Source organism: Brachybacterium horti, assembly GCF_054777615.1.
The window spans coordinates 297,575-323,714 of sequence record NZ_BAAHAM010000004.1 but is presented as its reverse complement, the minus strand read 5'-3'; the positions used below and the strand labels follow the sequence as shown (position 1 = coordinate 323,714).

Annotated in this window: 23 protein-coding genes; 9 read left to right on the top strand and 14 right to left on the bottom strand. The window is 74.8% G+C overall.

Translation table 11 applies throughout. The features are described 5' to 3' along the window. Positions 1–17: 17 nt before the first annotated feature. Positions 18–1,376 (bottom strand): M20/M25/M40 family metallo-hydrolase, encoded by a 1,359-nt coding sequence (locus tag ACYVAP_RS14365; protein WP_498861194.1) that lies wholly within the window; start codon positions 1,374–1,376, stop codon positions 18–20. A 154-nt stretch (positions 1,377–1,530) separates the two neighbouring features. Here ACYVAP_RS14365 and ACYVAP_RS14360 point away from each other — a divergent pair, with 154 nt between their 5' ends. Beyond that, positions 1,531–2,484, top strand: a complete 954-nt coding sequence (locus tag ACYVAP_RS14360; RefSeq protein ID WP_498861193.1) for a hypothetical protein — start codon at positions 1,531–1,533, stop codon at positions 2,482–2,484. A gap of 22 nt (positions 2,485–2,506) precedes the next feature. On the opposite strand, the gene ACYVAP_RS14355 is transcribed toward ACYVAP_RS14360, so the two are convergent. Both ACYVAP_RS14355 and ACYVAP_RS14350 read right to left on the bottom strand, forming a co-directional pair. Further along, positions 2,507–2,983 (bottom strand): SufE family protein, encoded by a 477-nt coding sequence (locus tag ACYVAP_RS14355; RefSeq protein WP_498861192.1) that lies wholly within the window; start codon positions 2,981–2,983, stop codon positions 2,507–2,509. Further along, positions 2,980–3,897, bottom strand: coding sequence for a sulfurtransferase (locus ACYVAP_RS14350; RefSeq protein WP_498861191.1), 918 nt, complete (start codon positions 3,895–3,897; stop codon positions 2,980–2,982). The genes ACYVAP_RS14355 and ACYVAP_RS14350 overlap by 4 nt, the downstream gene beginning before the upstream one ends. Positions 3,898–4,137: 240 nt before the next feature. Here ACYVAP_RS14350 and ACYVAP_RS14345 point away from each other — a divergent pair, with 240 nt between their 5' ends. From ACYVAP_RS14345 to ACYVAP_RS14335, 3 genes are all read left to right on the top strand, one after another. Then, positions 4,138–4,566 (top strand): VOC family protein, encoded by a 429-nt coding sequence (locus ACYVAP_RS14345; protein ID WP_137769132.1) that lies wholly within the window; start codon positions 4,138–4,140, stop codon positions 4,564–4,566. 77 nt (positions 4,567–4,643) lie between these two features. Next, positions 4,644–5,222, top strand: a complete 579-nt coding sequence (locus ACYVAP_RS14340) for a DUF2127 domain-containing protein (protein ID WP_498861190.1) — start codon at positions 4,644–4,646, stop codon at positions 5,220–5,222. 302 nt (positions 5,223–5,524) lie between these two features. After that, complete coding sequence (locus tag ACYVAP_RS14335) at positions 5,525–7,054, top strand: HNH endonuclease signature motif containing protein (protein WP_498861189.1); 1,530 nt, start codon at positions 5,525–5,527, stop codon at positions 7,052–7,054. A gap of 10 nt (positions 7,055–7,064) precedes the next feature. Here ACYVAP_RS14335 and ACYVAP_RS14330 read toward each other — a convergent pair whose 3' ends face one another. From ACYVAP_RS14330 to ACYVAP_RS14320, 3 genes are read right to left on the bottom strand one after another with little or no spacing between them, the layout of a single operon-like run. After that, positions 7,065–8,102: an asparaginase gene (locus tag ACYVAP_RS14330; protein WP_498861188.1), complete on the bottom strand. Its 1,038-nt coding sequence runs from the start codon at positions 8,100–8,102 to the stop codon at positions 7,065–7,067. After that, on the bottom strand, positions 8,099–9,328 hold the full coding sequence (locus ACYVAP_RS14325) for a methyltransferase domain-containing protein (RefSeq protein ID WP_498861187.1): 1,230 nt from the start codon (positions 9,326–9,328) through the stop codon (positions 8,099–8,101). The genes ACYVAP_RS14330 and ACYVAP_RS14325 overlap by 4 nt, the downstream gene beginning before the upstream one ends. A 32-nt stretch (positions 9,329–9,360) precedes the next feature. After that, the gene (locus tag ACYVAP_RS14320) at positions 9,361–9,819 is read right to left on the bottom strand and encodes a DUF3817 domain-containing protein (protein ID WP_259361127.1); all 459 of its coding nucleotides are present in this window, start codon (positions 9,817–9,819) and stop codon (positions 9,361–9,363) included. A 118-nt stretch (positions 9,820–9,937) separates the two neighbouring features. Between ACYVAP_RS14320 and ACYVAP_RS14315 the strand changes: the two genes are divergently transcribed. After that, a complete protein-coding gene (locus ACYVAP_RS14315; RefSeq protein ID WP_498861186.1) occupies positions 9,938–10,600 on the top strand; it encodes a GOLPH3/VPS74 family protein in 663 nt (220 codons plus the stop codon). A 3-nt stretch (positions 10,601–10,603) separates the two neighbouring features. On the opposite strand, the gene hrpB is transcribed toward ACYVAP_RS14315, so the two are convergent. Beyond that, on the bottom strand, positions 10,604–13,201 hold the full coding sequence (hrpB, locus tag ACYVAP_RS14310) for an ATP-dependent RNA helicase (protein WP_498861185.1): 2,598 nt from the start codon (positions 13,199–13,201) through the stop codon (positions 10,604–10,606). Between the two features lie 38 nt (positions 13,202–13,239). Beyond that, complete coding sequence (locus tag ACYVAP_RS14305) at positions 13,240–13,806, bottom strand: hypothetical protein (RefSeq protein WP_498861184.1); 567 nt, start codon at positions 13,804–13,806, stop codon at positions 13,240–13,242. Positions 13,807–13,963: 157 nt separating this feature from the next. Between ACYVAP_RS14305 and ACYVAP_RS14300 the strand changes: the two genes are divergently transcribed. Both ACYVAP_RS14300 and ACYVAP_RS14295 read left to right on the top strand, forming a co-directional pair. Then, positions 13,964–14,740, top strand: coding sequence for a hypothetical protein (locus ACYVAP_RS14300; protein ID WP_498861183.1), 777 nt, complete (start codon positions 13,964–13,966; stop codon positions 14,738–14,740). Between the two features lie 111 nt (positions 14,741–14,851). Then, complete coding sequence (locus tag ACYVAP_RS14295) at positions 14,852–16,066, top strand: MalY/PatB family protein (RefSeq protein WP_498861182.1); 1,215 nt, start codon at positions 14,852–14,854, stop codon at positions 16,064–16,066. 19 nt (positions 16,067–16,085) lie between these two features. On the opposite strand, the gene ACYVAP_RS14290 is transcribed toward ACYVAP_RS14295, so the two are convergent. From ACYVAP_RS14290 to ACYVAP_RS14280, 3 genes are all read right to left on the bottom strand, one after another. Then, a complete protein-coding gene (locus ACYVAP_RS14290; protein ID WP_498861181.1) occupies positions 16,086–16,691 on the bottom strand; it encodes a DinB family protein in 606 nt (201 codons plus the stop codon). A gap of 344 nt (positions 16,692–17,035) precedes the next feature. Next, positions 17,036–18,073, bottom strand: a complete 1,038-nt coding sequence (locus ACYVAP_RS14285; RefSeq protein ID WP_498861180.1) for a bile acid:sodium symporter family protein — start codon at positions 18,071–18,073, stop codon at positions 17,036–17,038. A gap of 91 nt (positions 18,074–18,164) precedes the next feature. Further along, positions 18,165–18,401 carry a hypothetical protein gene (locus tag ACYVAP_RS14280; RefSeq protein ID WP_498861179.1) on the bottom strand — a complete coding sequence of 79 codons (237 nt, stop codon included), beginning with the start codon at positions 18,399–18,401 and terminating at the stop codon, positions 18,165–18,167. Positions 18,402–18,585: 184 nt separating this feature from the next. Between ACYVAP_RS14280 and ACYVAP_RS14275 the strand changes: the two genes are divergently transcribed. Together ACYVAP_RS14275 and ACYVAP_RS14270 are read left to right on the top strand one after the other, a co-directional pair. Beyond that, positions 18,586–20,787 carry an ArnT family glycosyltransferase gene (locus ACYVAP_RS14275; protein ID WP_498861178.1) on the top strand — a complete coding sequence of 734 codons (2,202 nt, stop codon included), beginning with the start codon at positions 18,586–18,588 and terminating at the stop codon, positions 20,785–20,787. Then, positions 20,784–21,992 (top strand): bifunctional glycosyltransferase family 2/GtrA family protein, encoded by a 1,209-nt coding sequence (locus tag ACYVAP_RS14270; protein WP_264451865.1) that lies wholly within the window; start codon positions 20,784–20,786, stop codon positions 21,990–21,992. The genes ACYVAP_RS14275 and ACYVAP_RS14270 overlap by 4 nt, the downstream gene beginning before the upstream one ends. Positions 21,993–22,039: 47 nt before the next feature. On the opposite strand, the gene ACYVAP_RS14265 is transcribed toward ACYVAP_RS14270, so the two are convergent. The 3 genes from ACYVAP_RS14265 to ACYVAP_RS14255 form a co-directional block, all read right to left on the bottom strand. After that, positions 22,040–23,566: a glutamate--cysteine ligase family protein gene (locus ACYVAP_RS14265; RefSeq protein ID WP_498861177.1), complete on the bottom strand. Its 1,527-nt coding sequence runs from the start codon at positions 23,564–23,566 to the stop codon at positions 22,040–22,042. A gap of 82 nt (positions 23,567–23,648) precedes the next feature. After that, positions 23,649–24,950, bottom strand: a complete 1,302-nt coding sequence (locus ACYVAP_RS14260; protein WP_498861176.1) for a carboxylesterase family protein — start codon at positions 24,948–24,950, stop codon at positions 23,649–23,651. 112 nt (positions 24,951–25,062) lie between these two features. Then, positions 25,063–26,127, bottom strand: coding sequence for a hypothetical protein (locus tag ACYVAP_RS14255; protein WP_498861175.1), 1,065 nt, complete (start codon positions 26,125–26,127; stop codon positions 25,063–25,065). Between the last annotated feature and the right edge of the window lie 13 nt (positions 26,128–26,140).

Below are 26,140 nucleotides of genomic sequence, written 5' to 3'. Positions count from 1 at the left end.
CGGCCCGCCCCCGCGCCTCAGCAGCTCTGCACGAGGCGCAGCAGCACCCTCGCGCCGAAGCGGATCGCGTCCACCGGCACCCGCTCGTCGATGCCGTGGAACAGCGGCGCGAAGTCGAGATCCGCGGGCAGCTGCAGCGGCGTGAAGCCGTAGCCGGCGATGCCCAGCTGGGTCAGCGGCTTGTTGTCGGTGCCCGCGCTCAGGCAGTACGGCAGCACCTTCGAGCCCGGGTCCTCCGCCTGCAGGGCCGCCGACATCGCGTCGTACAGCGCGCCCTCGCGCGGGGCGTCGGTGTCGATGCCGAGGTTGTCGATCACGACCTCGACGTGCTCCCCCGCGAGCTCGCGCAGCAGGTCGAGCACCTCGTCGAGGTGCCCGGGCAGGTAGCGCACGTCGAAGCCCGCCTCCGCCGTCTGCGGGATAACGTTGACCTTGTATCCCGCGTCGAGCTGGGTGATGTTCGCGGAGTCCCGCAGGGTCCCCGTGACGAACTGCCGCGCCCCGCCCAGCAGCGGCAGGAACGCGTCGACGTCCTCCTCGTCCCAGGCGGTGCCGGTGATCTCGGTGACCCCGTCGAACAGGGCCCGCACGCTCGCCACGTACTCGATCGGGAACTCGTGCTCGTCGATCGCGGTGATCGCCCGCGCAAGGCGCACGATCGCGTTCTCGTCGTTGGGCACGGAGCCGTGGCCGGCCCGGCCCGTGGCCCGCAGCCGGCCCCACGCGTAGCCCTTCTCCGCCGTCTGCACGAGATAGGCGCGCACGTCCTCGCCGGTCGCCTGCTCCGGCAGGGTGATCGAGTAGCCGCCCACCTCGCTGATCGCCTCGGTGTACCCCTCGAACAGCTCGGGATGCTCCGCGACCAGCCACTTCGCGCCCCACACGCTGCCGTTCTCCTCGTCCGCGAAGAAGATCAGGCGCAGGTCCCGCGGGGGAGTGGCGCCCGTGCGGGCGATGTGACGGACGAGCGCGAGCATCATCCCGACCATGTCCTTCATGTCCACGGCGCCGCGGCCGTAGAGCATCCCGTCGCGGATCTCCCCGCCGAACGGGTCCACGCTCCAGTCCTCCGCCCGCGCGGGGACCACGTCGAGGTGGCCGTGGATGATGAGCCCGCCCCGCTCGCGGTCCTCACCGGGGAGGGTGACGACCACCGTCGGCCGGCCCGGCGCGGACTCGTACACCTCCGGCTCGAGCCCCACCTCGCGCAGCTGCGCGACCACGTGGTCGGCGGCCTCCGTCTCGCCCTTGCCCCAGGTCTCCGGATCGTTCCCGCCGAAGTTCGAGGTGTCGATGCGGATGAGCTCCTGGGTGAGCCGCACCGCCTCGTCCTGCAGCTGCTCGAGCTCGGCGGCGGTGGGATCGGCGATGGGCATGGAGGGGGCTCCTGGAGGTGCTGGCCGGCGGGTTCGGACGTGCTCCCGCCACGGTAGCGCCCCCCGCACTGCGCGGCCCACAGCCAGGTCACCCGGCGTCACGGGAGCGGGCCGCCCTACGATGGGGGTCCAGGCCGATCCCGGAGGTGACCCGATGTCCCCGCGACGTCTCCCGCTGCCCCGCACGCTCCCGTCACTGCCGCTCGGCGCCGCCGCCCGTGAGCGCTCGCGCCTGCTCGCCGAGGCGCGCGCGATCGACCCCGACCTGCCGCGCTCCGCCGACGCGGCCGCCGTGGTCCGCTCCGCCCGTCGGCTCGCCCGCCGCGCCGCGCAGGACGAGTTCGCGCGCGACGGCGTGCGCCACGTGACCCTGCCCCCGGACTTCGGCCGCGCCGAGCTGCGCCGCGCCGACATCCCCGGCGACGCCGAGTTCCAGCTGTTCACGCAGGACGTCATCGGCGCCCTCGACATCGCCCCGAGCACCCTCGAGGCGGACGACGCCCGCGCCCTGCTGCGCTCCGCGACCGCTCGGGACGGCTACGGCCTGGGACCCGAGGCCGCCGCCGATCTGGTCTCCTACCTGCTGGACCGCGCCTGGGCGCTGCAGCAGGCAGAGCTCGCCTACCGAGACTCCCGCGGCGAGGCGACCCTGCTGCCCGAGGGCACCCCGCGCAGCGAGGAGGAGTTCGTGGCGAAGGAGGCCGCGACGATCCGCGAGGAGGTGCGCGAGGCGCTCGTGCGGCTCGTGCGCACGCCGCTCGAGCTGCAGATCGCCCGACGTCGCCACGAGGAGATCGAGGCCGGCCGCTGCGACCCCGCCCCCGCGGCGGAGCGCGAGGGGCGCCCGGGTCGGGGCGAGCCGTCGGGGACGTCGCCGTCGGCCGGCACCACCGACGCGGACGGCGGCCGCGGCACCGCCGGCGCGCAGGGCGCGAAGGTGCCGCTCGACGCGGCCTGGCGCTTCGCGAACTCGGAGACCGGCCGCCGGGCCTTCGGCGCCGCGAACGACTTCTACCGCTCCGAGGCGGGTCAGAAGGTGTTCCACGCCGCGAAGGACGGTGCCGGGAAGCTGCGGAAGGCCTACGACCGCCGCGGCGACCGCAGCTGACCCGGGCTCGCCCGGCGCGGGCTCAGGCCCCGGCCTTCTCCACCAGCTGACGCTTGATGCGGGCGAGCATGCCCGCCATGCCGTTCAGCCGCAGCGGGCTCACGACCTCCGCGAGGCCCAGCCCCCGGGTCACGCCCTCCGGGGTGTCGAGCACCTCGCCCACGGTGCGCCCGTCGAGCGCCTCCGCGAGGATCGAGGCGAAGCCGCGGGTCGTCGGCGCCTCCTGCGGGGCGGAGAAGAACAGCCGTGCGATCGCCTCGCGACCGCTGCCCTCCACCTCCGTGACCTGGAAGATCGGGGACTGGCACTCGGGGACCGGCTCGAGCAGCTCGGGGTGCTCCGCGTAGCGCTCGGGCAGCTCCGGCAGCGACTGCGAGAACTCCAGCAGCAGCTGCAGGCGGTCCTTCGGGCCCAGGGCGTGGAAGTCGTCGGCGATCTCCTGGAAGGCCTCCGGCAGGGCGTCCTGGGCGTCGGGCACGGTGTGGTCGATCGGGCTCATCGGGCCGGCGCCTCGCCCGGCTCGGTGCCCACCGCGACGGGCAGTCGCACGCCGTTGCCCCACTCGGTCCACGAGCCGTCGTAGTTGCGGACGTCCTCGAAGCCCAGCAGGTAGCGCAGCACGAACCAGGTGTGGGAGGAGCGCTCCCCGATCCGGCAGTACGCGATCGTCGGCTGCGCGGCGTCGTAGCCGAGCTCCTGCAGGTAGATCGCCTCGAGCTCGGCGCGCGGCTTGAAGCGGCCGTCCTCCGCGGCGGCGCGGGCCCACGGCACGGAGCGCGCGGTGGGGATGTGCCCGCCGCGCACGGTGCCCTCCTGCGGGTAGTCCGCCATGTGGGTCCGCTCGCCGGTGTACTCGGCGGGGGAGCGGACGTCGATCAGCTGCCCGCCGAGGAAGCCGAGCACGTCGTCGCGGAAGGCGCGGATCGGCGCGTCCTGGCGCTCGATCACGGGATACCCGCTGCTCGCGGCGCGCGTGGGCTCCGCGGTGGTCAGCTCGCGCCCCTCGGCCTGCCAGGCGGCACGGCCGCCGTCGAGCAGACGCACGTCCGCGTGGCCGAACAGCTCGAACACCCACAGGGCGTAGGCGGCCCACCAGTTCGACTTGTCGCCGTAGAGCACGACGGTGGTCCCGCGCGTGATGCCGTGGCGGTCCATGAGCGCCGCGAAGGCCTCGCCGTCCACGTAGTCGCGGGTGACCGTGTCGTTGAGGTCGAGGTGCCAGTCGATCTTCACGGCGCCGGGGATGTGCCCGGTCTCGTAGAGCAGCACGTCCTCGTCGGACTCGACGACGACGAGCTCGGGGCCGTCGGCCTCGCCGGCGGCGATCCGCTCGGCGAGCCACTCGGTCGTCACGAGCTTCTCGGGATGCGCGAACTCCTGCAGTGCGGGACTCGGGTCGAGGGCGATGGGCATGGGGCCTCCTTCGATGCGGCGCGGCGTGAGGGCCGGGGCGGGCGGCGCGGGGGCGCCGTCCGGGGCCGCTCGCGCGCCGGCGATGCGGACCCCACCAGTCTGTCACCCGGGAGGCGACGATGGTGCCGCGGGGTGCTCGTGTGAACAGCGTGCGTCCCCGGGGCGTCCGGCGGGCGACGCCGCGGGCCGGAACCTGCGAAGTGCCTTCCCGGAGCACTCCTCGCGCCCTACCGTGTCGTCATGGAGAACCTGGACCAGGACCCCGTCATCCCCCGCCTCGACCTCGTCGTCCTCGACTGCCCGGACGCGCTCGAGCTCGGGACCTTCTACGCGAAGCTGCTGACCTGGCGCATCGAGGAGGGCTCCGACCGCGATTGGACGACCCTCACCCCGCCGCGCGGCGGCATCACCCCGGAGAACCTCGAGGGCGAGGCGACCCTGGCCTTCCAGCGGATCGACGACTACGTCGCCCCGACCTGGCCGACGGGCACCCACCCCCAGCAGTTCCACCTCGACTTCTCCGTGAGCGACGTCGAGGAGGCCGAGCCGCGCGTCCTCTCCCTCGGCGCGACGGTCCACGAGCACCAGCCCTCCGCCTCGGGGTCGTTCAAGGTCTACCTCGACCCGGCCGGGCATCCCTTCTGCCTCGTGCGGCACTCCGTCGTCTGACGCCGAGAGCCCTCCCGGCCCCCGGCGCTACGCTTCGCCGCATCGGTCGCACCCTGCGCCGGGGGAGGGGAGTCGGCATGGTCGCCACGAGTCCGCACGCCCATCGCTCCCGCCCGGTCCTGGACCTCGTCTTCCTCGTCGGCGTGGTGGGGAAGGGCATCGACGGCCTGCTCGAGCTGATCGGCGGGGTGCTGCTCCTCGTCACGACCCCCGCGCAGCTGCAGCACCTCGCCCGTCTGCTCACCGCCGGTGAGCTGCGCGAGGACCCCGACGACGCGATCGCCCGCGCGCTCCTGCACTCCCTCGCCCACCTCGACACGGGGACCACGACCTTCCTCGCCGCCTACGTGCTCCTCCACGGCGTCGTGAAGGTCGCGATCGTCGCCGCCCTCCTCCTGGGGTCCCGCCGGGTCTACCCCTGGGCGATCGGGGTGCTCGGCGTGTTCCTCGTCTACCAGGTCTATGCCCTCGTGGTGGGGCCGACGTGGGGCATGGCGCTGCTCACCGTGCTGGACCTCGCGATCATCCTGCTGACCTGGCGCGAATGGCGCCACGGGCGCACCCTCCACGAGACCTGGCGCAGCACCCTCGCCGCCTTCCGTCCGCGCCGTGGGACGGACGCGACGTCTTCGCTCCGGGGCGGCAGCGGGTCCTGACCCCGCCCCCGTGCGCTGAGCGTCGCGGCTCCGCGGCTCCGCGGCTCGATCGGCCCCCGATCCCGCCGTTCCTCCCCATAGCCGAGGAGCCGGCCAGGGGAGGAGCGATGAATCGTTCCTCCCCACTCTGTGGTTATCCACAATTTCATGTTACTGGCGAGTAGGCGTTGTTGTCGAACGGGTGTTCCGGGAGAATATATCCACTGAACGACGCAGGTCAGATCGATGGGTGTGTGTCGACGTGGATAATTGATCTGACGCTTGGGGGAGGGGGAATGATGGTCGAAGAATGGATGCGTGACATGGCGGATCTGCTCGCCGGTGCGCCCTCGTCGGAGCAGCTCTCCGCGATCCCCGGTGCCGTCCAGATCGACCTCATCGCCGCGCTCGAGTCGGCGAAGGCCTCGCTGAGCGCGGTCCAGGCGCGGGCGGAGGTCGCCTTCCGCGACGCGCAGCTGGAGGAGCAGCGCAGGCTCGGCGTGCCCCGCAAGGACCTGGGCAGGGGGATCGCGGATCAGCTCGCCCTCGCCCGCCGGATCACCCCCAAGCAGGCCTCGGACCAGCTCACCTTCCATCGTGTGCTGGTCGAGAGCCTTCCCCGCACCCTGCGCCTCCTCGAGGGCGGCCGGATCAGCGACTGGGGCGCGAGCCAGGTGGCGCGGAACGTCCTGCTCCTGGACGAGGAGGACCGCGACCGGGTCGACGAGGCCCTCGCCCCGGTCCTCCCGTCCCTGACGGCCGGAGCCGCCGGCCGCCGGGCCCTCGCCCTCGCGCAGTCCCTGGATCCGGAGGCCGCCGTCCGCCGCCGCTCCCTCGCGGTCGCCTCCCGGCGTGTGGGCCTGCGGCCGGCCCCGGACGGCATGAGCCATCTCCACGCCCTCGTCCCCGTCGAGGACGGCGTGGCCATGATCGCCGCGCTCCGCTCCGCGGCGGCGACCGCCCGGGCCAAGGGGGAGAGCGGCTCGCTGCCCGCGGGGGCCGTCATGGCGGATCTCCTCGTGGAGCGCGTGACAGGTCGGTCCCCCATGGTCGGAATGCCCATCGAGATCCAGCTGCTCATGACGGACCGCACGCTGCTCGCCGGCGCGGAGGAGACCGCCACCCTCGACGGCATGCCCCTCCCCGGCGGCGTCGCCCGCGGCCTCGCGCTCGGGGCGACCGCGGCGCTCCGCACCCCGCATCGCACATCGGTGCCACCCGGCACCGGATTGCTTCCGCCCAGCACTGGACCACTGCCACCCGGCGGCGCACCGCCGCCGCGCGGCGTCATCTCGCCGCCTCCACCTCCGCCACCGCCGTCGCAGGCAACATCGCCGCACCCATCGCAGTCATCGCCGTCGGACCGTCAGGGCACCACCCTGCCGATCGCCCCGCCGGAGGAGGCCTCGCGCTGGATCCGGCGGCTGTACACGGATCCCGCCACCGGGGAGCTGAACGGCATGGACACCCGCCGTCGCTTCTTCACCGGCTCCGTGCGCCGCTTCATCAGCCTGCGCGATCAGCACTGCCGCACGCCCTGGTGCGATGCGCCGATCCGGGACATCGACCACGTGCACCGCGCGGCCGACGGCGGCGCCACCGACCTCAGCAACGGCGTCGGCCACTGCGAGCGCTTCAACCACGTGCGGGAGATGCCCGGCTGGGACTCGCGCCTCGAGCCCGGCCTCGTGCCCGGTGCCACCCTCGTGCCCAGCGCCGCCATCGTGCCCGGTAGTGCCGATGCCGATGCCGGTGACGCCGCCGTGGCGTCGGGGAAGGTCCTGCGCATCACGACCCCCACGGGCCACGAGTACACCTCGCTCGCCCCGTCGCTGCGGGACGCCGCGGTCTAGCGCCGACCCCTCAGGAGCCGAAGCCGGCGAACGACTCCCGGATCGCCGCGGCATCGGCGCCGGTGGCCAGCAGCGCCTGCAGTAGGAGACGCGCCTTCTGCGGGGACAGCAGACCCGCCATGACGATGCCGCGCGCCACCAGATCCGCCCCCGCGCCGGGGTAGGCATAGTGGGTCTCCGAGGTGCCGCCGCTCGCCACCCGCGTCGCGACGACCACCGGCACCCCGGCCTCGAGCAGGGCCGTGAGCCGCGGGACGGCGCCCGCCGCGACGTGGCCCATGCCGGCGCCCGCGACGACGATGCCCCGCAGTCCCGCCGCCGACCCGTTGCTCGCCAAGGCATCGAGCAGCGTGAGGTCGTCGCCGAGGCCGCTCATCACCGTCGCCACCGTCGGCAGCTCCTCCGGCAGGTCGCCGCCCACGAGCGCCGGCCGCATCGGCGCCGGGAACAGGGGGCGCAGCAGCGGCCCGTCGACGAGCGCGAGGGGGCCCGACGGCTCCGAGGCGAAGGCCGAGACCGACCGCGAGGATGCCTTCGTGACCCGGTCCGCGAGATGCAGCGCGGCGTCGAAGGCGACGAGCACGCCGAGCCCCCGGGCGAGCGGCGACGCCGCCGCATGCACCGCGTCCTGCAGGTTCGCGGGCCCGTCGGCCCCCGCGGCGTTCGCGGGGCGCATCGCGCCGGTGACCACGAGCGGCGCGTCCCGGTCCCAGAACCGGTTCAGCAGGAACGCCGTCTCCTCGAGCGTGTCCGTCCCGTGGGTGAGGACCACGCCGAGGGCGCCCGCGTCCACAGCGGCGCGCGCCCGCTGCAGGACCGTGCGCAGGTGGGAGGTCCGCACCGAGGCGGAGGAGACGTTCGCGATCTCCTCGTGCACGAGCTCGATCCCGCCGGAGCCGCCCGCGCCCCGGAGCCCCGCGGCGAGGCGGGCGCCCGCATCGTCGGAGGGCACGGCACCCTGGCCGTCCGCGTCCTGGTGCATGAAGATCGTGCCGCCCAGGGACAGCAGCTGGACGCGGGCGACCTCGGCGGCCGGGGCGGTGGTCATCGGGGATCCTTCGGGGAGGGGACGGCGGTCGGGGTGCGGCGCAGTCGCACGATCACCTCGGCGTGCTCCGTGTGCGGGAACATGTCGACGTAGCGGGCGGCGACGATCCGCAGCGAGGGCATGGCGGCGAGATCCGCGGCGAGCGTGGCCGGGTTGCAGCTGGAGTAGACGACGTCGGCGACGCCGGAGCCCTCGAGCCAGCCGGCGAGCTCGGGGCCGATCCCGCGCCGCGGCGGGTTGACGATCGCGGCATCCGGCGGACCCTCCGGACCCTCCGCCTCGCGGCGCGCCCAGGCGGTCGCGTCGTCGGCGAGGAAGGTGACCGGGAGCCCGTGCGCCGCGGCCGCCTCGCGGGCGCCGTCGATCGCCTCGGGCGTGGCCTCGACCCCGGTGATGCGGGCGGTGGGCGCGGCGAGGGCGGTGTGCAGGGCGAAGCCGCCGAGGCCGCAGTACAGGTCCCAGACGCGGGGCCCGGGCGCGGTGGGTTCGGGAGAGGTGCCGGCGTCCGCGAGCGCCTCGGCTATCCAGGCGGCGCCCTGGCGGTACAGCTGCCCGGCGACCTCCGTGTGGGTCTGCAGGAAGGACCGCGGTCGCGCCCGCAGCACCACGTCCCCGGTGCGCACGCCGATCGAGGCGGCACCCCACAGCGGCACCTCCTCCTCGCCCTCCACCCGCGTGGTGTGCTCGGGATGGAGGTTCGCGGAGACCGCGACGATCGAGGGGTGCTCCTCCAGCAGCCGCGGCAGGTGCTCGCGGATCCGCCCCAGCGCGGCGTCCGTGCGGAGCACCAGGCGCACCACGTGCTCCCCGTCGGGCGAGGCGGTGACCAGGACGTTCTTGAGCTCGCCGCGACGTCGGGCGACGCTGTAGGGCGGCACCTGCGCGCGGCGCACGAGGGCCTTCACGCCCTCGAGCACGGCCTCGACGCCCGCGGGGTAGAGGGGGCAGTCGCAGAGGTCCGCACCCTCGGCCTGACCGGGCAGGCCCAGCACCGGCTCCTGTGCGGTGCCGGAGACGGCCATCTTGCCGCGCGCCCGGAAGCCGGACTCGGCGCCCAGGACCGGCGGCCCCCACACGTCACCGGTCGCGGCGCCGGCGGCGGGGTCGACGAAGGGGGAGAGCAGCTCCCGGATCCGTGCGCCGGCCTCCTGCACCTGGCGGGTGCGCGGGAGGGGCAGCAGGGTGCAGGAGCGGCATTCCCCGGCGTCGAAGTGGTGGCACTGCACCGGGGAAGTCTACGGGCGGTCGCGGAGGGCGATCAGCTCCCGGGAGGGCCCACCACGAGCATCGCGGAGAACACCACGGCGACCAGCACCACGGCGATCACGGCCGACGGGACCGGGCGGCGCACGGCGAGCGAGACGAGCTTCTCCGGCGCGGTGCGCGCGGGCTCCTCCCGCAGACGCCACTGCTCGCCGACCTTCCCGCGGCGCAGCAGCCAGCGCTCCGCGGGGATCGTCGCGAAGGGCACGATCGCGGAGGCGAGGCCCAGCAGCAGCTCGCCGGCCCGCCAGCGCTGGTCGATCGCGACGACGACGGTCGCCACGACGAAGGCGAGGAACACGAAGCCGTGCAGGCCACCGCCGATCCGCACGCCGAGCTCGGTGACCTGCGGTCCGTACTTGAGGAACATGCCGATCAGCAGGAGGGCCCAGGTCACGGCCTCCGCGAGAGCGAGGGCGCCGTAGAGGCGGGCGGGGGAGAAGGCAGAGCGCATGGGGTCCTCGGGTCGGGGCGGGAGGGCGTCCGGCCGATCCTGCCAGGCACGGCTGGAGGTTCACCGGGACTTCGGGCCCGGGGTTCCCTCCTGCGGTGCCGGAGGCGACACTGGGCGGATGACCACGATCCCCGGAGAGCTGTTCCTGCTCCTGACCGACGAGGCCGGACGGCAGCGGTCGACCACCTACCGGCGCCAGGCGCTCATCGCCGGTGCGCTGTCCGAGCTCGTGCTGCGCGAGCGCATCGCGCTGACCCCGGGGCGCGGACCCCGCGTCGAGGTGCAGGACCCGGCGCCGACCGGGGTGCCGGAGCTCGATCACGTGCTCGCGGGCCTCGAGGACCGTCGACGACCCCGGGCCGTGAACCTGCTGCGGGAGTCCGGGCTGGACGTGACGCGGATCGTGGGGGACGCCTTCGTCGCGGCGGGGGAGGTGGAGCGGGTGAAGGGCTGGTTCACGACGTCCTGGCCCGCGGTGCCGTCCCGCGGCGACGGCGGGCCCCGCACCGAGGAGACGCTGCGGGCGCGGCTGGCGCAGGTGCTCCAGGGGCATCAGCGGGCGAGCCTGCAGGACGCGGTGGTCCTCGAGATCCTGCTCGCCCTGAGGAACGCGCACCGGATCCTCCGGGCGGAGTCCGGCGGGCTCTCGCACCGTGCGATGGAGCGGAGGGTCCGCGAGCTGGGGGTCGACGTGCCCGCCGCGAGGGCGCTGCGCGACATGATCACCGCGATGAACGTTGCGCTGTCCACGAGCACGAGCGGGACGATGGCCCAGAGCTGAGGGTCAGGAGCGCCGCGTGGTGCGGGCCGTCGCCGGCGCGGTCCACGGGTCCTCCGGCCAGGGGTGCTTCGGGTAGCGGCCGCGCATCTCCTTGCGCACGTCCTGATAGGGCCCGTCCCAGAAGGAGCGCAGGTCGTCGGTGACGGCGAGCGGGCGGCGGGCCGGGGAGAGCAGGTGGAAGAGCACCGGCACCCGGCCCTGCACGAGCCGCGGGGTCTCGGCGAGGCCGAACAGCTCCTGCAGCTTCACGGCGACCACGGGGCGGGCGCCCGGGTCGTCGGGATCCGGGTAGTCGATGCGGGCGCTGCTGCCGGAGGGGACCGCGAGCCGCGGCGGCACCAGCTCGTCGAGCGCGGCGGCCTCCGGCCAGGGCAGCAGGGTGCGGAGTGCGGCGGTCACGTCGATCGTGTCGAGGCGGGTCGCGGCGCGGCCCCGTCGGCCGGAGAGCTGCGGCGCCAGCCAGACGTCGAGCGTGTCCAGCAGGGACGCCTCGTCCATCGCGGGCCACGGATCGCCGAGCTCGCGGTGCACGAGCGCGAGGCGGGCGCGCACGTCACGGGCCGTCTCCGGGAGACGCAGGGCCCCGAGCCCCTCGGCCCGCACGGCGGCGAGCACAGCGGGGGCGGCATCCTCGGCGGTCGCGGCGACCGGGGTGGAGGACAGCTCGATCGCGCCGAGGCGCCGCCGTTCCCGCACGCGCACCGCGCCGTCCTCGAGGCGGGCGTCCCGGTCACGCACCAGCAGGCCGGCGCCGATCGTCAGGGCATCGGCCTCGGTGAGCGGTGCGGCGGCGCGGATGACGGCGCCGGTGCCGTCGGCCGCGCGTCCCTCCGCCCGCTGCACCTCCCACACGGCGAGCCACGGGGCGCCGCGCAGGGTCGACTCCGCGGGCAGCGCCGCGCGGGTGCCGGAGGCGAGCAGGTAGCTGCGGTGCTCGCCGCGGGGGCCGTCGTCGACCCGGCGGGCGATCCGCTCAGGCCGGCCGAGCGCGAGGACGGCGCCCACGCGCTCCTCCTCGCCGCCCGCGGTGAGCGACGGCGGGGCCGACGGGGGCGCGTCCCGACGCTCGCCGCGCACGAGCCGCTCGAGCCGCTCGACCTCCCGGCGCCAGGCGGCCGAGGACGGCGCCCGCCCCGCACGCAGGTCCCGCAGCAGGCGCGGGAGGTCCGCGCCGACGGGCCGGTGGTCGCCGGAGAGCGCGGCGACGGCCTCCGCCGCGGGGCGCGGGGCGCCGAGGGCGAGGGCGCCGTCCGCGAGGGCGCGCGCCTCGCGCACCCCGACGGGCCAGCGAGAGGCCCGCTCGCCCGCGGGGGTCGCCCGGCCGTCCTCGTCGACGAGGCCCATCGCCCGCAGGGTCTCCTCGGCGGCGCGGATCTCCCGCTCCGGCGGCGGCGTGAGCAGGGCGAGCCCCTCGCCGCGGGGCGTGCCCCAGCAGGCGAGCTGCAACGCGGCGTCGGTGAGGTCCGCCGCGGTGATCTCCGGGGCGGAGTGCGCGGGCATGCCGGCGAGGTCCGCGGGGGAGAGCACCCGCACCGCGCGGCCGGGGCCGGTGCGGGCGGCGCGGCCCGCGCGCTGCTCGATCGCGGCCCGCGAGGCGCTCACCGTGACCAGGCCCGTCATGTCCCGGCCGCGGTCGCGGCGCACCTCGCGGGACAGGCCCGCGTCGACCACGAGGTGCACGCCCGGCACGGTCAGCGAGCTCTCCGCGATCGCCGTCGAGACCACGATCCGCGGCGGCTCGCCCGGGCGCCGGCCGCCCGTCGCGCGATCCTGTGCGGCGGCGTCGAGGCGGCCGTGCAGGGGCACCACCTCGACCCCGTCGCCGACGAGGCCGCGCAGGCGGGAGACCGTCTCTTCGACCTCCCGCGCCCCGGGCATGAAGACGAGCGCGTCGCAGTCCTCCTCCGCCCGGGTGCGGGCGGCGGTGCGGGCGAGGTGGTCGAGGTACTCGCGGGTCACGCCCCGGGCGTCGAGCCGCGGGGTGGGCGGCGGCGCGAGGTCCAGGCGCAGCGGGTGCAGGGCGCTCGGCACCTCGACGATCGCGGCGCCGCCCAGCAGATCGGCGACCGCAGTGGCGTCGAGCGTCGCGGACATCGCCCCGACCAGCAGGTCCTCCCGCAGCAGGCGCACCTCGGCGAGCATGCCGAGCAGCAGGTCCGTCTCGAGGGAGCGCTCGTGCACCTCGTCGAGCAGCACCGCGCCCACGCCGGGCAGCTCGGGATCCGCGAGCAGGCGCCGCAGCAGCACACCCGGGGTGAGCATCTCCAGGCGCGTGGACGCCCCGACCTCCCGCTGGCCGCGAACGGTGAAGCCGACGGGGCCGCCCGGGCGGCTGCCGTCGAGCTGGGCGATCCGGCGCGCGGCGGCGCGCACCGCCACCCGCCGCGGCTGCGTGACCAGGGTCGATGCGGCGGGCGTCGGGGACCGCTCGGCGAGGAGGTTCGCGATCAGCGGCGGCAGCAGGGTCGTCTTGCCGGTGCCGGGCGGCGCGGTGACGACGAGCGCGCCCGTCGCGGCGGCCGCCTCGAGCTCCGCGCGGGCGGCGGCGACGGGCAGGCCCTCGCCGATCCGGTCGAGGTCGAAGCGATGCGGCGCGGTCACCGTGGAAGGCTAGCCGAGCGGTCCGCGCCGGCACGGGGTCAGTCGATGAGGTCGAACTCGACCTGGTCCGTGTCCCCGCAGATGCTCGTCACGGAGATCGTCCACTGGTCCTCGATCGAGACGGTCTCGCCGATCGCCGCCGGCTCGATCGCGCGGGAGCTGCCGTCGACGGTGGCGCTGAGCACCGCCCTGTCCCCGTCGATGGAGGTGGCCTCGATGCTCAGCGACTCGCCGCCGCGCTCGGGGAGGTCCGGTGTGGACGGCGAGCCCACCTCGGTGAGATAGGCGCCCTCGCCGGTGCACGCGGCGGGCGGCTCGAAGCCCTCGGGCGCCGGGGTGACCGGATACGGGTCGCTCGCGACCTCGACGGTGGCCTGCCCGGTGCCGCCGCCGTCGGAGGGCGCGAGGACGACGGTGCCGTCGCCGCCGTCGGAGGCGCCGCTCGCGCCGCCCGCCTCGGAGGCGGAGGAGGAGGCGGTCGGGTCCGCGACCGGGTCCTCGACGCCGCTCGTGCAGCCGGCCGCGATCAGGCCCACGGCGAGCACGGACGTGAGGACGCCCAGGCCGGAGCGGTGGAAGGGGCGACGGGCGGCGGTGCGGGTCACGCGGGGAGTCCTCCGGGGTCAGGGGCCGCGGCGGGACACCGCGACGGGCCGACCTTATCCCCGGGTCCCGTCCGTGGCACCATCGGGGGAGCGGCAGGACCTGCCGGAACGCGGAGGAACGCCGCGAACACGGCGAACGTGACGAGGAGGGGACCGCATGGTCAGGAGCCCGCGACCGACGCCGGCGGCGCTCGCCGGGAGCACCCCGCCCGCGCAGCGCGTGCGGCCTGTCGACTGGAGCGCGCGGCCCGGCGGCGGGTCGCAGGAAGGTGCCGACGGCGGGGATGTCGCCGAGGCCGCTGATCCCTCCCGCAGTCCGTCGGCCCCGCTGCCCCGCCGCCGCGCCCGCACCGTCGAGCTGCCGCGCCCCGAGCCGGCGCCGCCCGCCGAGGCCGTGCACTCGCTCCGCGCCGACGACCCCCGTCCTCTGCCGAGGCCGCTGCGGATCGACGAGGGGCTCGTGCGCACCGTCGGCGTGGACGAGGTGGACAGCGAGCAGATCGTGCTCGCCGTCGCGGACCCCGAGGACGCCTGGACCGCGGACGCCGGCACGAGCGACCATTTCCGCCGCGGCGGGATCGTGGTGCAGGTGCGGCGCGCGGACAACGCCGTGATCGGCCTGTTCTCGACGCCCTACGCGCTGTCCGTGCGGCCCGAGGAGTACGAGCCCGCGCTCGACCTCGCCGATCTCGCCGCCGGTCGCAGCGCCCGCGGCGGCACCGGCACCCGCCACCCCACCTCCCGGCGCGAGCTGCTCGTGCGCATGCAGGAGGCCGGGTTCGTGGTGACCCCGGGATCCGGCCACGGCCGCGTCACCCACCCCGACCATCCGGGACTCTTCGTCCCCTTCGCCTCGACCCCGTCGGACCGCCGCTTCACCCGGCACGCGGTCGCGCAGATCCGGCGCGTGTTCGGCATCGACCTGCGCCGCTGAGCACCCCCGACGGCACCACGCGCCGTTCACAGTCCGTGACAGGCGGCGGGCGTCGGCGCCGCAGCTCCTAGCCTGGGACCGCCCGCCCGCGCCCCAGGAGGAACCGCCAGCATGACCCGCTACGACTTCGAGACCCTCGTGGACCGCACCGCCATGGGCTCCTCCAAGTGGGCGGCGATGCATCGCGCGGCCGCCGCGCACGGCACGGACCTCACCGGCCACGACGGGCCGATCGCCCCGCTGTCCGTCGCGGACCTCGACCTGCCCAACGCGCCCGAGATCATCGAGGCCCTGCAGGAGGCGCTCGCCGGCGGGCTCGTGCTCGGCTACACGGTCCCGACGGAGGCCTACCTCGACGCGGTGACCGGCTGGTTCGCGCGGCGCCACGACTGGCACGTGGAGCCGGAGTGGGTGCGCGTGACGCCCGGCGTGATCCCCGCCTTCACCCTCGCGATCCGCGAGTTCACCGCGCCCGGCGACGGCGTCATCGTGAACACGCCCGCCTACTACCCGATGTTCCCCTCGATCGAGTCGAGCGGCCGGCGCGTGGTGCGCAACCCGCTCGTGGAGCGCGAGGGCCGCTTCCGGATCGACCTCGACCTGCTCGAGGAGCAGGCCCGGGACCCGCGCACCACCGCCCTGCTCTTCGCGAGCCCCCACAACCCCACCGGCCGGGTCTGGGAGCGGGAGGAGCTCGAGGCCGTCGCCCGGATCGTCGTCGAGCACGACCTGCTGCTCATCAGCGACGAGATCCACCACGACCTCGTCCAGCCCGGGCACCGGCACACCGTCGTCACCGAGGTGGACCCCGCGCTCGCGGAGCGGACCCTCGTGCTCACCTCGACGAGCAAGTCCTTCAACATCGCCGGCCTCGGCATCGCGAACGCGGTCATCCCGGACCCGGGGCTGCGGGACCGCTTCACGCGGGCGCGCGACGACCTCGGCTTCGACAACCCCGACGTGCTCGGCGCGGTCGCCGTCCAGGCCGCGTACACGCGCGCCGAGGGCTGGCTCGACGAGCTCATCGCGCTCGTGGGCCGCAACCAGGCCGTGCTCACGGCGTTCTTCGCCGAGCACATGCCGAGCGCACGTGTCGCACCGCTCGAGGGCACCTTCCTGAGCTGGGTGGACCTGCGGCCGCTGGGCCTGGACGCCGAGCGCCTCGCCCGTCTCACCGCGGGGGAGGCCGCCCTGTTCCTCGACGAGGGCACCGTGTTCGGGCCCGAGGGGGCGGGCTTCGAGCGCTTCAACATCGCGACCCCCACCCCCGTGCTCGAGGCCGGTCTCGAGCGGCTCCGGCGGGCGCTCGACGCGGCCCTCGCCTGACGGGCGGGGGAGCGGCGGCTCAGAAGGAGTCGGCGATCGCCTGCAGCCGGGCCCGGTACGCGGCGAGGTCGTAGTCCGCGCCGGGCAGGTTGTCCCCGGCGCCGCGCAGCCCGGCGGCGCCGTCCACCTGCTCCCGGAGGATGTCCGCGTGCCCGGCGTGGCGGGCGATCTCCGTGGCCACGTGCACGAGGATCCGGTGCAGGGTGACCTCGCCGCGCTCGCCCCACCAGGGCACGTGCCCGGTCGCGTCGAGGGGCAGGAGGGCGATGGTCTCGTCGGCGAAGGCGCGCACCCGCGCGTACGTCCCGAGCACCTGCACGGCGCTCTCCTCGGGGCCGACGACCCAGTCCGCCTGCGGATCGGCGTCGACCGCCTCCTCCGGCACGAGCTCCTCGGGTGCCGGGTAGGCGCGGCCGAAGGTCTCGCCGAAGTAGCCGGCCTCGACGTTCGCCACGTGCTTCACGAGGCCCAGCAGCGTGGTGCCGGTGGGGGTGCGGGGCAGGCGCAGCTCCCGCTCGGGGAGGCCCTCGACCTTGCTCACGAGGGCCGTGCTCGCCTCGCGGAGGTAGCGGTGCAGGGTGTCCTTGGCGTCGTCGCGCGGCGGGGTGGGATCCGGTGTCGTCATCGGGCCAGTGTGCGCCGAGAGGGGTGACAGGATGTGTCCGCACAAAAAGGTGCCCCGGCTCGTCCCCACGAGCCGGGGCCATCCCTTTCCCCCGCGTCCCGGAACCGTGGACTCTGCCTCCTCCTCAGTCAGCAGGTCCTCCGTGACGCGATGGGATTACTACACACGGGCTCCCGGAAGGTTCGCTGGAGCACCCCTGCCAAGAACCTGAGAGCGGGTGCCCCCAGCTGGGCAGGCGCTGGTCATCGCGGCATCACTGCAGGTCAGCGGCTCATGCGTGAACGGCGGATCCGGCGGAATGTGACCCAGCGCACCGGGCCTGAATCGGGTGGGATCGGCGTGGATCAGGCGTCGGTGGAGGGGGTCCCCTCGCGCGCCGGCGTCACGGCGTCGTCGTCCGTGCCGAAGCGGCGGTAGATCATCGCGAGCACCGCGCCGGAGAGGTTGTGCCAGATCGAGAAGACCGCGCCCGGCAGTGCCGCGGCGGGCGAGAAGTACTGGGCGGCGAGGCCTGCGGCGAGGCCCGAGTTCTGCATGCCCACCTCGATCGAGACGGTGCGGGCGGCGCGCACGGGCTGCTTGAGCACGCGGGCGAAGCCGTAGCCGAGCAGGTAGCCGAGCACGTTGTGGAGGATGACGGCGAGCAGCACGACCGCGCCGGCCTCGAGGACCTTGTCCGCGCTGTTGCCGACCACGGCGAGCACGACCATCGCGATGGCGATCGTGGAGAGCCAGGGCAGCACCGGCAGGATCCGGTCCACGAGGCGCGAGAGCAGCAGGCGCACCACGAGGCCCAGCACGACCGGCACGAGCACGATCTTCACGATCGACAGCGCCATCTCGCCGCCGTTCACCGGCATGTACTGGCCGGCGAGCCACAGGGTCAGCAGCGGCGTGAGGATCGGGGCGAGGAGCGTCGAGATCGAGGTCATCGTGACCGAGAGCGCCGTGTCCGCCTTGGAGAGGTAGCTGATGACGTTCGAGGAGGTGCCGCCCGGGGCGCAGCCCACGAGGATCACGCCCGCGGCGAGCTCCGGCGGGAGCTGCAGCAGCACGGTCACGCCGAGGCCCAGCAGCGGCATGATCAGGTACTGGGCGACGACGCCGATGAGGACGGGCAGCGGGCGCCGCACCACGAGGGCGAAGTCGGGGATCGTCAGCGTGAGCCCCATGCCGAACATGATGATGCCGAGCAGCAGGTTCACGTAGGGGACCAGCTGCTTCGTGGTGTCCGGCAGCAGGAAGCCGGCCGCGGCGGCCGCGAGGACGAGCAGCGGGAACACCGTCACGGCGATGCGCGCGGAGCGGTCCTCCTTCGCGCGGTCGGCGGCGGGGGAGGAGCCGGATGGGGTCGAGGAGGGGGAGGGGGAGTTCGCGGTCACCCGCTCACGATAGGGCGCCCGCCCAGGATCCGAGACGAGATCTCGGATCCTGGGCGGGTGTCCGGCGCGGTGCGCCGCGGCGGGCGGCGCCTCAGCCGCGGTGGCGGCGCACGCTGCGCGCGAGGCGTGCGGGGACGGCCGGCTTGCGGCCCGCCCACTCCACCGGCGAGAGCGCCGGGGCCGACGCGGGCGCCGCGGCGGCCGGTGCGCCGTCGGCGGCAGGGCCGACGGGGGCGCCGTCGGCGATGTCCTCGGGGTCGACGGGGTCGACAGCGGGGTGGACGCCGACGGTCGGGGCGGGAGCGGTGCGCACGGTGGAGAAGGTCATGGCACGACGGTGCGACCCCGAGCTGTCGATCCGCTGTGCGGGGCACGGGCCGGGCGTGTGCACGGAGACCCGCGCCTGTGGGCGTGGTGAGCGCGGTCACCGTGCCACCTGCGCCGATGGTCTCTCAACACCACCATGGGCGCCGCACAGCAGATGCATAGGGTCCGCGCCGACCCTCGTGGACATGACGACCACACCTCCGTCCGTCGAGCCCTCGTCGGCCCCGGCGACCCCGCCCTCGACCGACGCCGCACCTCCCGCGCCGCCGGGCCGCGCGCACCGCGCCGGGCTCCGCGACCGCCTGCGCCCCACCGACCCCTGGTGGGCGGTCGCGGCCTTCGCCGCGCTGCTCCTGGGCACCGCCGTCCTGTACTTCTGGAACCTCACCGTCAACGGCTACGCCAACGAGTTCTACGCCGCCGCCGCGCAGGCCGGCTCCGAGAGCTGGACGGCCTTCTTCTACGGCTCCCTCGACGCGGGCAACGCGATCACCGTGGACAAGCCGCCGGCCTCCCTGTGGTTCATGGCGATCTCCGTGCGGATCCTGGGGCTGAGCTCCTTCGCGATCCTGCTCCCGCAGGTGCTCATGGGCATCGCGACGGTCGCCGTCGTCGCCCGCACCGTGCGCCGCCACTCGGGGATCGGCGCCGGCCTGCTCGCCGGGCTCGCCATGGCGCTCACCCCTGTCGCGGTGCTCATGTTCCGCTTCGACAACCCCGACGCGCTGCTCGTGCTGCTCATGACCCTCGCGGCCGCGGCGACCCTGCGTGCGATCGAGAAGGGCTCGATCCGCTGGATGGCGGTCGTGGGCGCGCTCATCGGGTTCGCCTTCCTCACCAAGACCCTGCAGGCCTTCCTCGTGGTGCCGTTCTTCGGCCTCGCCTGGACGCTCTTCGCGGCGACCACCCTGCGCCGCCGCATCCTCGGGCTGCTCGCGGCCGTCGCCGCGCTCGTGGTGGGCGGCGGCTGGTGGGTCGCGATCGTCGAGCTCGTGCCGGAGAGCTGGCGGCCCTACGTGGGCGGCAGCCAGACGAACTCCTTCCTCGAGCTGACCTTCGGCTACAACGGGTTCGGCCGCCTCACCGGCGACGAGACCGGCTCCGTGGGCGGCGGCGGTGGCGGCAACAGCGGCGGCTGGGGGAGCACGGGCTTGCTGCGCATGTTCGGCGACTCCAGCGGCGGCCAGATCTCCTGGCTGCTGCCCGCCGCGCTGCTGCTGCTCGTCGCCGCCGCGGCTCTGCGCTTCCGCGCCCCGCGCACCGACCTGCGCCGCGCCGCGCTCATGGTGTGGGGCGGCTGGCTGATCGTCACGATGCTCGTGTTCAGCTTCATGGCCGGCATCTTCCACGACTACTACACGGTGGCCCTCGCCCCCGCGATCGCCGCCCTCGTGGGCATCGGCGCCGGGGAGCTGTGGGAGCGCCGCGGCCGCTGGTGGGTGCGCGCGATCCTCGCGCTCGTCATGCTCGTGACCGCCGCCTGGGGCTGCGTGCTCCTCGAGCGGACCGGCGCGTACCCGGTCGCGCTGCCGATCGTCGTCGGCGTCACCGGCGTGCTCGCCGCGATCGGCATCGTGCTCGCGCCGCGGCTGCGGCGCAGCATGCTCATCGGCGTCGCGGCGCTCGCCCTCGTCTCCGCCTTCGCGGGGCAGGCGGCCTTCGCCGCGAACACGGTGAGCACCGCGAAGACCGGCTCGATCGTCACCGCCGGCCCCGCCTCCCAGGGCGGCATGGGCGGCGGTCCCGGGGGCGGCATGCCCGGTGGTGGCGGCCAGGGCGGGGGCCCCGGCGGCGGCATGGGCGGTCAGGGCGGCGGCCAGCCGCCCAGCCGGACGGGCCAGGGGCAGGGCCAGATGCCCGCCGCACCCGGCGGTCAGACCGGCCAGACGCAGGGCCAGGGCCAGACCGGCCAGATGCCCTCCGCTCCCGGTGGGCAGTCCGGGACCGACGGGACGGCCGCGGGCGGCGCCGGCGGAGGCGGCGGCATGAGCGGCCTGCTCGACGGCGAGACCCCCTCCCAGGAGGTCGTCGACGCGCTGCTCGAGGACGCGGACCAGTACACCTGGGTCGCCGCGACCATCGGCTCGCAGAACGCCGCGGCGCTGCAGCTCGCCACCGAGCAGCCCGTCATGGCGATCGGCGGCTTCAACGGCAGCGACCCGAGCCCCACCCTCGCCGAGTTCCAGCAGTACGTGGCCGACGGCGAGATCCACTACCTCGCCACCAGCAGCGGCTTCGGCGGCCAGCAGAACGGCGGCGCGGACACGGGCTCCGAGATCCAGGAGTGGGCCGCGGAGAACTACGAGACCGTCACCATCGGCGACACGCAGTTCTACGACCTCACCCAGCCGCTCTCCGGGGCCGACGCCACCGGGACGGCCTCGTGAGCGCGGGCGCCGTGACCGACCCCCGGCCGCAGGTGGTCGCCGAGCCGCCCGTCGGCACGACCGTCCTGGACGTCGTCGTGCCGGTGCTGAACGAGGCCCACACCGTCGGCGCCTGCGTGCAGCGGCTCCTGGGGCACCTCGAGGCGACGTTCCCGTACCCCTACCGGGTGACGATCGCGGACAACGGCTCCGACGACGGCACCGCGGAGATCGCCCGCGATCTCGCCGCGACCCACCCCGAGGTCGCCGTCGTCGAGCTCACCGAGCGGGGCCGGGGGCGGGCGCTGCGCCGCACCTGGGCCGACTCCGACGCGCTCGTGCTCGCGTACATGGACGTGGACCTCTCCACGGACCTCGACGCGCTGTGGCCGCTCGTCGCGCCGCTGCTCTCCGGGCACAGCGACCTCGCGATCGGCACGCGCCTGCACCGCTCCTCGAGGGTGGTGCGCGGCACGAAGCGCGAGTTCGTCTCCCGGTGCTACAACGCCCTGCTCTCCGTGCTGCTGGGCGCCGGGTTCACCGACGCCCAGTGCGGGTTCAAGGCGATCCGGGCGGACGTCGCCGCCGAGCTGCTGCCGCTCGTCGAGGACGACGCCTGGTTCTTCGACACCGAGCTGCTCGTGCTCGCCGAGCGCTGCGGGCTGCGTATTCACGAGGTGCCGGTGGACTGGTACGACGACCCCGACTCCCGGGTCGACGTCGTCGGCACCGCCCGCGACGACCTGCGCGGGGTGGCCCGCGTGCGGCGCTCCCTCGCCTCCGGCCGCCTCCCCGTGGAGGACATCCGCGCCCGCATGGGGCGCACACGGCCCTCGCACCAGACCGGCGGGCAGGTGATCCGCTTCGCGCTCGTCGGCGGTCTCACGACGGTCCTGCACCTGGGCGGTTTCGCGCTGCTGCACGCGCTGGGACTGCTGGGCTCCCAGGGCGCGAACCTCACGGCCCTCGCGATCGCGACCGTCGTGAACACCGCGCTGAACCGGCGCTGGACCTTCGGGGTCCGCTCGAAGGAGGGGGCGCTGCTGCACCAGCTGCAGGGATTCGCGATCCTCCTGCTGACCTGGGCGCTCACCGCCGGATCGCTCGCCGTGCTGGGCGGCGTGTGGCCCGCCGCGCCCACCGGCGTGCAGACCGTCGCGCTCTTCGCCGCGACCGTCATCGCGACGGTCACGAAGTTCGTCGTCATGCGGCGCTGGCGGGACTGAGCCGCCGGGCGGTCAGGGCCTCGCCCTGCGAGTCCGGGCCGGACGGCTCAGACCCGCGGGGTGCGGGCGGGGACGGGCCACTCGTGCACGGGGTCCCCGGAGTCGACGCCAGCGCGGTAGCGGCGGGTCATCTCCGCGAGCGCCGCGGGACGGTCCATGCCGCGCAGCTCGAGCGAGGTGACCGTGTCGATCTGCCAGCGGGCGCCGTTGCGGCCCGAGCGGGCGCGCGCGGTGAGGATCGACTCGTAGCGGTCCACCACCGCGGAATCCGCGCCGAGCTCCCGCAGGCCGGCCATGGCCTGCGGGATCAGCTGGTCGAGCAGCAGATCGGCGACGCGCACGCGGCCCGTGACCCGCGGCCAGCGGATCCGCGCCTCGAGGCCCCAGCGGGCGCACTGCTGGAAGGCGTCGTCCGCCTGCTCGAAGCTCATGCGGGACCACAGCGGCCGCCGCTCGAAGACGAGCGCGTGGACGATCCCGTAGAAGAACGCGGCGTTCGCGGCCATGTCCGCGGCCGTCGGCCCTGCCGGCAGGAGACGGTTCTCCAGCCGCAGGTGGGGGACGTCCGTGCCGGGATCGTAGATCGGCCGGTTCCAGCGCCAGACGGTGCCGTTGTGGAGCATGAGCTCGTGCAGGCGCGGCGAGGCGCCCTCGGTGAGCAGCGGCTCCTCCGCCATCTGCCGCGACTCGGGGATGAGCGCCGGGAACAAGCGCACGTTCTCCTCGAAGAGGTCGAACATCGAGGTGATCCAGCGCTCGCCGAACCAGACGCGCGGCCGCACGCCCTGGGCCGCGTACTCGGGTGGCCGGGTGTCGAGGGCCTGCACGAAGGCGGGGATGCGGGTCTCGTGCCACAGCCGCTTGCCCAGCAGGAACGGGGAGTTCGCGGCGAGGGCGACCTGCGGCCCGGCGATCGCCTGCGCCGCGTTCCAGGCGGCCGCGAACTGCTCGGGCGGGACCTGCAGGTGCAGCTGCAGCGAGGTGCACGCGGACTCCGGGGCGATCGAGTCGAAGGTCGCGTCCAGGCCCTTGCCCTCGCCGTTGATGCGCAGCGCGATCTCCTCTCCGCGCGCCTCCAGCACGCTCGCCTCGAGCGCCGCGTAGCGGTGGCCGGGTGCGCGCCAGTCCTCACCCTCGTAGAGCTCGGCGGAGATCGTGGGGAGGTGGCCGACGGGGACGACGCGCGCCCCGTGCTCCTGTGCCGCGGAGTCCGCGCGCTGCATGCGCTCGCCGAGGGACCGCTCGAGATCGGCGAGGCCGCGGCCGTGCGGGGCGGAGACGGGGAGGTTCGCCTCGACGTTGTAGCGGCCGATCTCGTGCGTGTAGTCGCCGTCGTCGGCGTCGGCCCCGGCGCGCTCGGCGAGGGTCGCGAGGACGTCGTCCGCGGTGAGCGAGGGCGCCATGGTCTCGGCGTCGGCGAGGTTCAGCTCGAGCTCGACCCCGATCGTGCCCTCGTCGACGAACTCGGCGGTGTCGAGGAAGGTCTCGAAGAGGTCGAGATTCCTCCGCAGCTCGTGGCGGTAGCGCGTGCGCTGGCCGCGCGTGTACTCGGTCGAGCCGATCTCGCGTCCCATGGTGACCTCCCGGCGGTGCGTGGATGCGCTGGCCAATCCTGGCACGCCGGGCGGGCCGGTCGCGCCCCGCGCCCGCGGGCGGTCACCGGTGCTGGGCGGCCATCCACTCCCAGAGGCTCTCGCCCTCGGCGCGGGGGTCGTTGCGGGCGGCGTAGATCCAGGACCAGTGTCCGGGATAGGAGACGCCGTCGTAGGTGACGTCCTCGTACAGGCTCAGCAGGGAGTCCTCGATGAGCTCGTGCGCGTGGACGGTGTTCGCCCGAGGGTCGACCGTGGTGTCGTCCGCGGCGGCGATCAGCCAGGTGGGGGTGCGGATGGCGACGAGCTCGGCGTCGCTGACCAGAGGGTCGGTCGAGCCGTAGAAGGTGTCGACGACGCCGCAGATCGGGACGGCGGAGGCGAACTCGCCGCCGTTCTCGACCACCATCTTGAGCGTCATGTAGCCGCCGTTGGAGCAGCCCATGACGTGGATGCGGTCCGGGTCCACCCGGCGGGTGCGCTGCACCTCGGCGATGACCTCGGAGACCAGCGGCGCGAAGGCGGGGCCGTCGAGCATCCAGGCGGAGGTGCACTGCGGGGCGACGACGTGCGCGCCGCCCAGGATCTCCTGCGCCTCGGCGGTCGCGGGGCCCAGGGCGCCGCGGTTCGCGCGCAGGTGGACCTCGTTGTCGTAGCGCACCGCACCGCCCTCCCCGATGCCGCCCTCGCCGCCGCCGTGGAGCCAGATGACGAGCGGGAGCGCGCGGGACCGCCCGCGGGTCGCGGGGGAGAAGAGGCGGTAGTTCATCCCCGAGTCGGTGACGTGGGAGGTGAAGGCGTCCACCTCGGGGGAGACGAGGTCGCCCTGGGTGAGCTCGCCGAGCCAGGCGGAGCCGGCGCCCTTGCCGTTCGCGGGCAGCGGGGAGTGCTGCAGGACCGTGTACTCGAGGTCGAGCTGGACGTTGCGGCCCTCGTCGACCAGGTAGTCGAGCGTGTTCGCGCCCTCGACCCCGTAACCGTGCTCGAGCGCGATCGTCACCGTGCCCGCGCGGTCCACGGCGACGGCGGTGACGGTGCGCTCGGTGTCCACGACGACCGCGCCGGAGACGGGGTTCGTGCCGCGCACGCTGACGGAGAAGGTCGAGGGGAGGGCGTCGCCGGCGAGCAGCCGGCCGCGACGGGTGGCGTCGATGACGAGGGAGGTGACCTGCTCGCCGCTGTCGAGGACCTCGCAGTGCAGGTCGAAGGTCGTGGAGCGCCCGGTGGGGCCGGTCGCCCGCGCGACGGGGGCGCCGGCGGTCGCGACGAGGCCCAGCGGCGCGGCGACGGCCGCGGCGGCGAGCACCGAGCGGCGCGAACCCGTGGGGTGGGCGGAACGAGCGGGACGAGCGGGGCCGACGGCCATGCGAACTCCTGTGTCCGGGGGTGACCGGGGGATGGTGAAACGTGTCACCTGAGGGGAGAACCTAGACCTCGGAGGGGTGGAGGGCAAGTGCCGCGGGCCCGCTGTGGACGGGTCACTCGTGGTCGGGGTCGCGGCGCGCGGTCAGCAGCCACAGGGCGAGCCGAAGCGCACCGACGCACACGGCGAGGAAGATCCCGATGACGAGCATGGTCCCGACCTCGTTGCCGCGGAGGTGGCCGTCGATCCGGGACATCACGAGGCCGAAGAGCACCGGGAGGATGATCAGCAGGCCGAGTGTCACGGGGATGGCGACGAGGGGGTGCACCTTCCGGCGCGGGGCCGTGAGGTCGGGGTCGGGAGCCGGCGCGGTCACCGCGGTGGCCCGGGCGGGGGCTGGCGCGGACGGGGCCACCGAGGTGGCACCGGCCATGGCGGTCGCCCGGGCGGCGAGGACGTCGATGAGCGTGAAGGCCCGGGCGAGCTGATCCGTCGAGCCGACCTTCAGCCACCCCGTCCCGAGCACGGTCAGGTCCCGGCCGGTGACGCCGATCGTGTAGTGCCCGGCGAGGTCGCGCAGCTCCCGGTCGAGGTCGGCGGTGAGGAGGCCCATCGCGCCCTCGGGGCCGGGTGCGGCGCGGGTGGGGCCGGAGGCGTCGGTGTGGCCGACGGAGGCGGGGAGCCGGGCGCGGAGGAACACCTCGGGGGTGGCGTTCTGTCGCGGGCGGATCCCCGACGGTGAGACGGACAGCCCCACGACGTCGGTGAGGAGGGAGTTGCCCACCTCGACGAAGAGCTCGTCGCCCGTGCGCACGGACTCCCGGATGAACCGCCGGCCCTCCCGGAAGGGCGCCGCGGCGTAGTGCCGCGCCGTCACGGAGCGGCTCACGACCATCCCGTTCGCCCGGGCGAAGGCGTCCAGGCGGGCGGACGCCCTCACGGGGACGGCGAGGATGCCGAGCACCCCGAGGCCGAGGGCGAGCAGGATCGTGAGGAACCAGAGCACGCCTGCCTGCGCGTGCATCCCGAGCGCGGCGGGAAGTGCGATCGTCGGGGCGAGCACCATGAGGGCGCCGCAGGTGACGCCCATGAGGAGCTGGGGGTCGCTCGCGAGAGCCCGCCACCACGACGCCACGGGGACTCGTCGGCGGAGCGGCGTGAGGTCGAGGTCGTGAGGCATGGTGGCCCTTCAT

What these genes read in the sequence shown, in the direction of transcription:
- ACYVAP_RS14295 (WP_498861182.1), top strand. Translation starts at nt 14,852, where the DNA reads ATGACCCGCTACGACTTCGAGACCCTCGTGGACCGCACCGCCATGGGC.
- ACYVAP_RS14300 (WP_498861183.1), top strand. Translation starts at nt 13,964, where the DNA reads ATGGTCAGGAGCCCGCGACCGACGCCGGCGGCGCTCGCCGGGAGCACC.
- ACYVAP_RS14275 (WP_498861178.1), top strand. Translation starts at nt 18,586, where the DNA reads ATGACGACCACACCTCCGTCCGTCGAGCCCTCGTCGGCCCCGGCGACC.
- ACYVAP_RS14330 (WP_498861188.1), bottom strand. Translation starts at nt 8,102, where the DNA reads ATGACCACCGCCCCGGCCGCCGAGGTCGCCCGCGTCCAGCTGCTGTCC.
- ACYVAP_RS14355 (WP_498861192.1), bottom strand. Translation starts at nt 2,983, where the DNA reads ATGAGCCCGATCGACCACACCGTGCCCGACGCCCAGGACGCCCTGCCG.
- ACYVAP_RS14360 (WP_498861193.1), top strand. Translation starts at nt 1,531, where the DNA reads ATGTCCCCGCGACGTCTCCCGCTGCCCCGCACGCTCCCGTCACTGCCG.
- ACYVAP_RS14345 (WP_137769132.1), top strand. Translation starts at nt 4,138, where the DNA reads ATGGAGAACCTGGACCAGGACCCCGTCATCCCCCGCCTCGACCTCGTC.
- ACYVAP_RS14320 (WP_259361127.1), bottom strand. Translation starts at nt 9,819, where the DNA reads ATGCGCTCTGCCTTCTCCCCCGCCCGCCTCTACGGCGCCCTCGCTCTC.
- ACYVAP_RS14260 (WP_498861176.1), bottom strand. Translation starts at nt 24,950, where the DNA reads ATGGCCGTCGGCCCCGCTCGTCCCGCTCGTTCCGCCCACCCCACGGGT.
- ACYVAP_RS14365 (WP_498861194.1), bottom strand. Translation starts at nt 1,376, where the DNA reads ATGCCCATCGCCGATCCCACCGCCGCCGAGCTCGAGCAGCTGCAGGAC.
- ACYVAP_RS14280 (WP_498861179.1), bottom strand. Translation starts at nt 18,401, where the DNA reads ATGACCTTCTCCACCGTGCGCACCGCTCCCGCCCCGACCGTCGGCGTC.
- ACYVAP_RS14335 (WP_498861189.1), top strand. Translation starts at nt 5,525, where the DNA reads ATGGCGGATCTGCTCGCCGGTGCGCCCTCGTCGGAGCAGCTCTCCGCG.
- ACYVAP_RS14350 (WP_498861191.1), bottom strand. Translation starts at nt 3,897, where the DNA reads ATGCCCATCGCCCTCGACCCGAGTCCCGCACTGCAGGAGTTCGCGCAT.
- ACYVAP_RS14290 (WP_498861181.1), bottom strand. Translation starts at nt 16,691, where the DNA reads ATGACGACACCGGATCCCACCCCGCCGCGCGACGACGCCAAGGACACC.
- ACYVAP_RS14315 (WP_498861186.1), top strand. Translation starts at nt 9,938, where the DNA reads ATGACCACGATCCCCGGAGAGCTGTTCCTGCTCCTGACCGACGAGGCC.
- ACYVAP_RS14340 (WP_498861190.1), top strand. Translation starts at nt 4,644, where the DNA reads ATGGTCGCCACGAGTCCGCACGCCCATCGCTCCCGCCCGGTCCTGGAC.
- ACYVAP_RS14255 (WP_498861175.1), bottom strand. Translation starts at nt 26,127, where the DNA reads ATGCCTCACGACCTCGACCTCACGCCGCTCCGCCGACGAGTCCCCGTG.
- ACYVAP_RS14265 (WP_498861177.1), bottom strand. Translation starts at nt 23,566, where the DNA reads ATGGGACGCGAGATCGGCTCGACCGAGTACACGCGCGGCCAGCGCACG.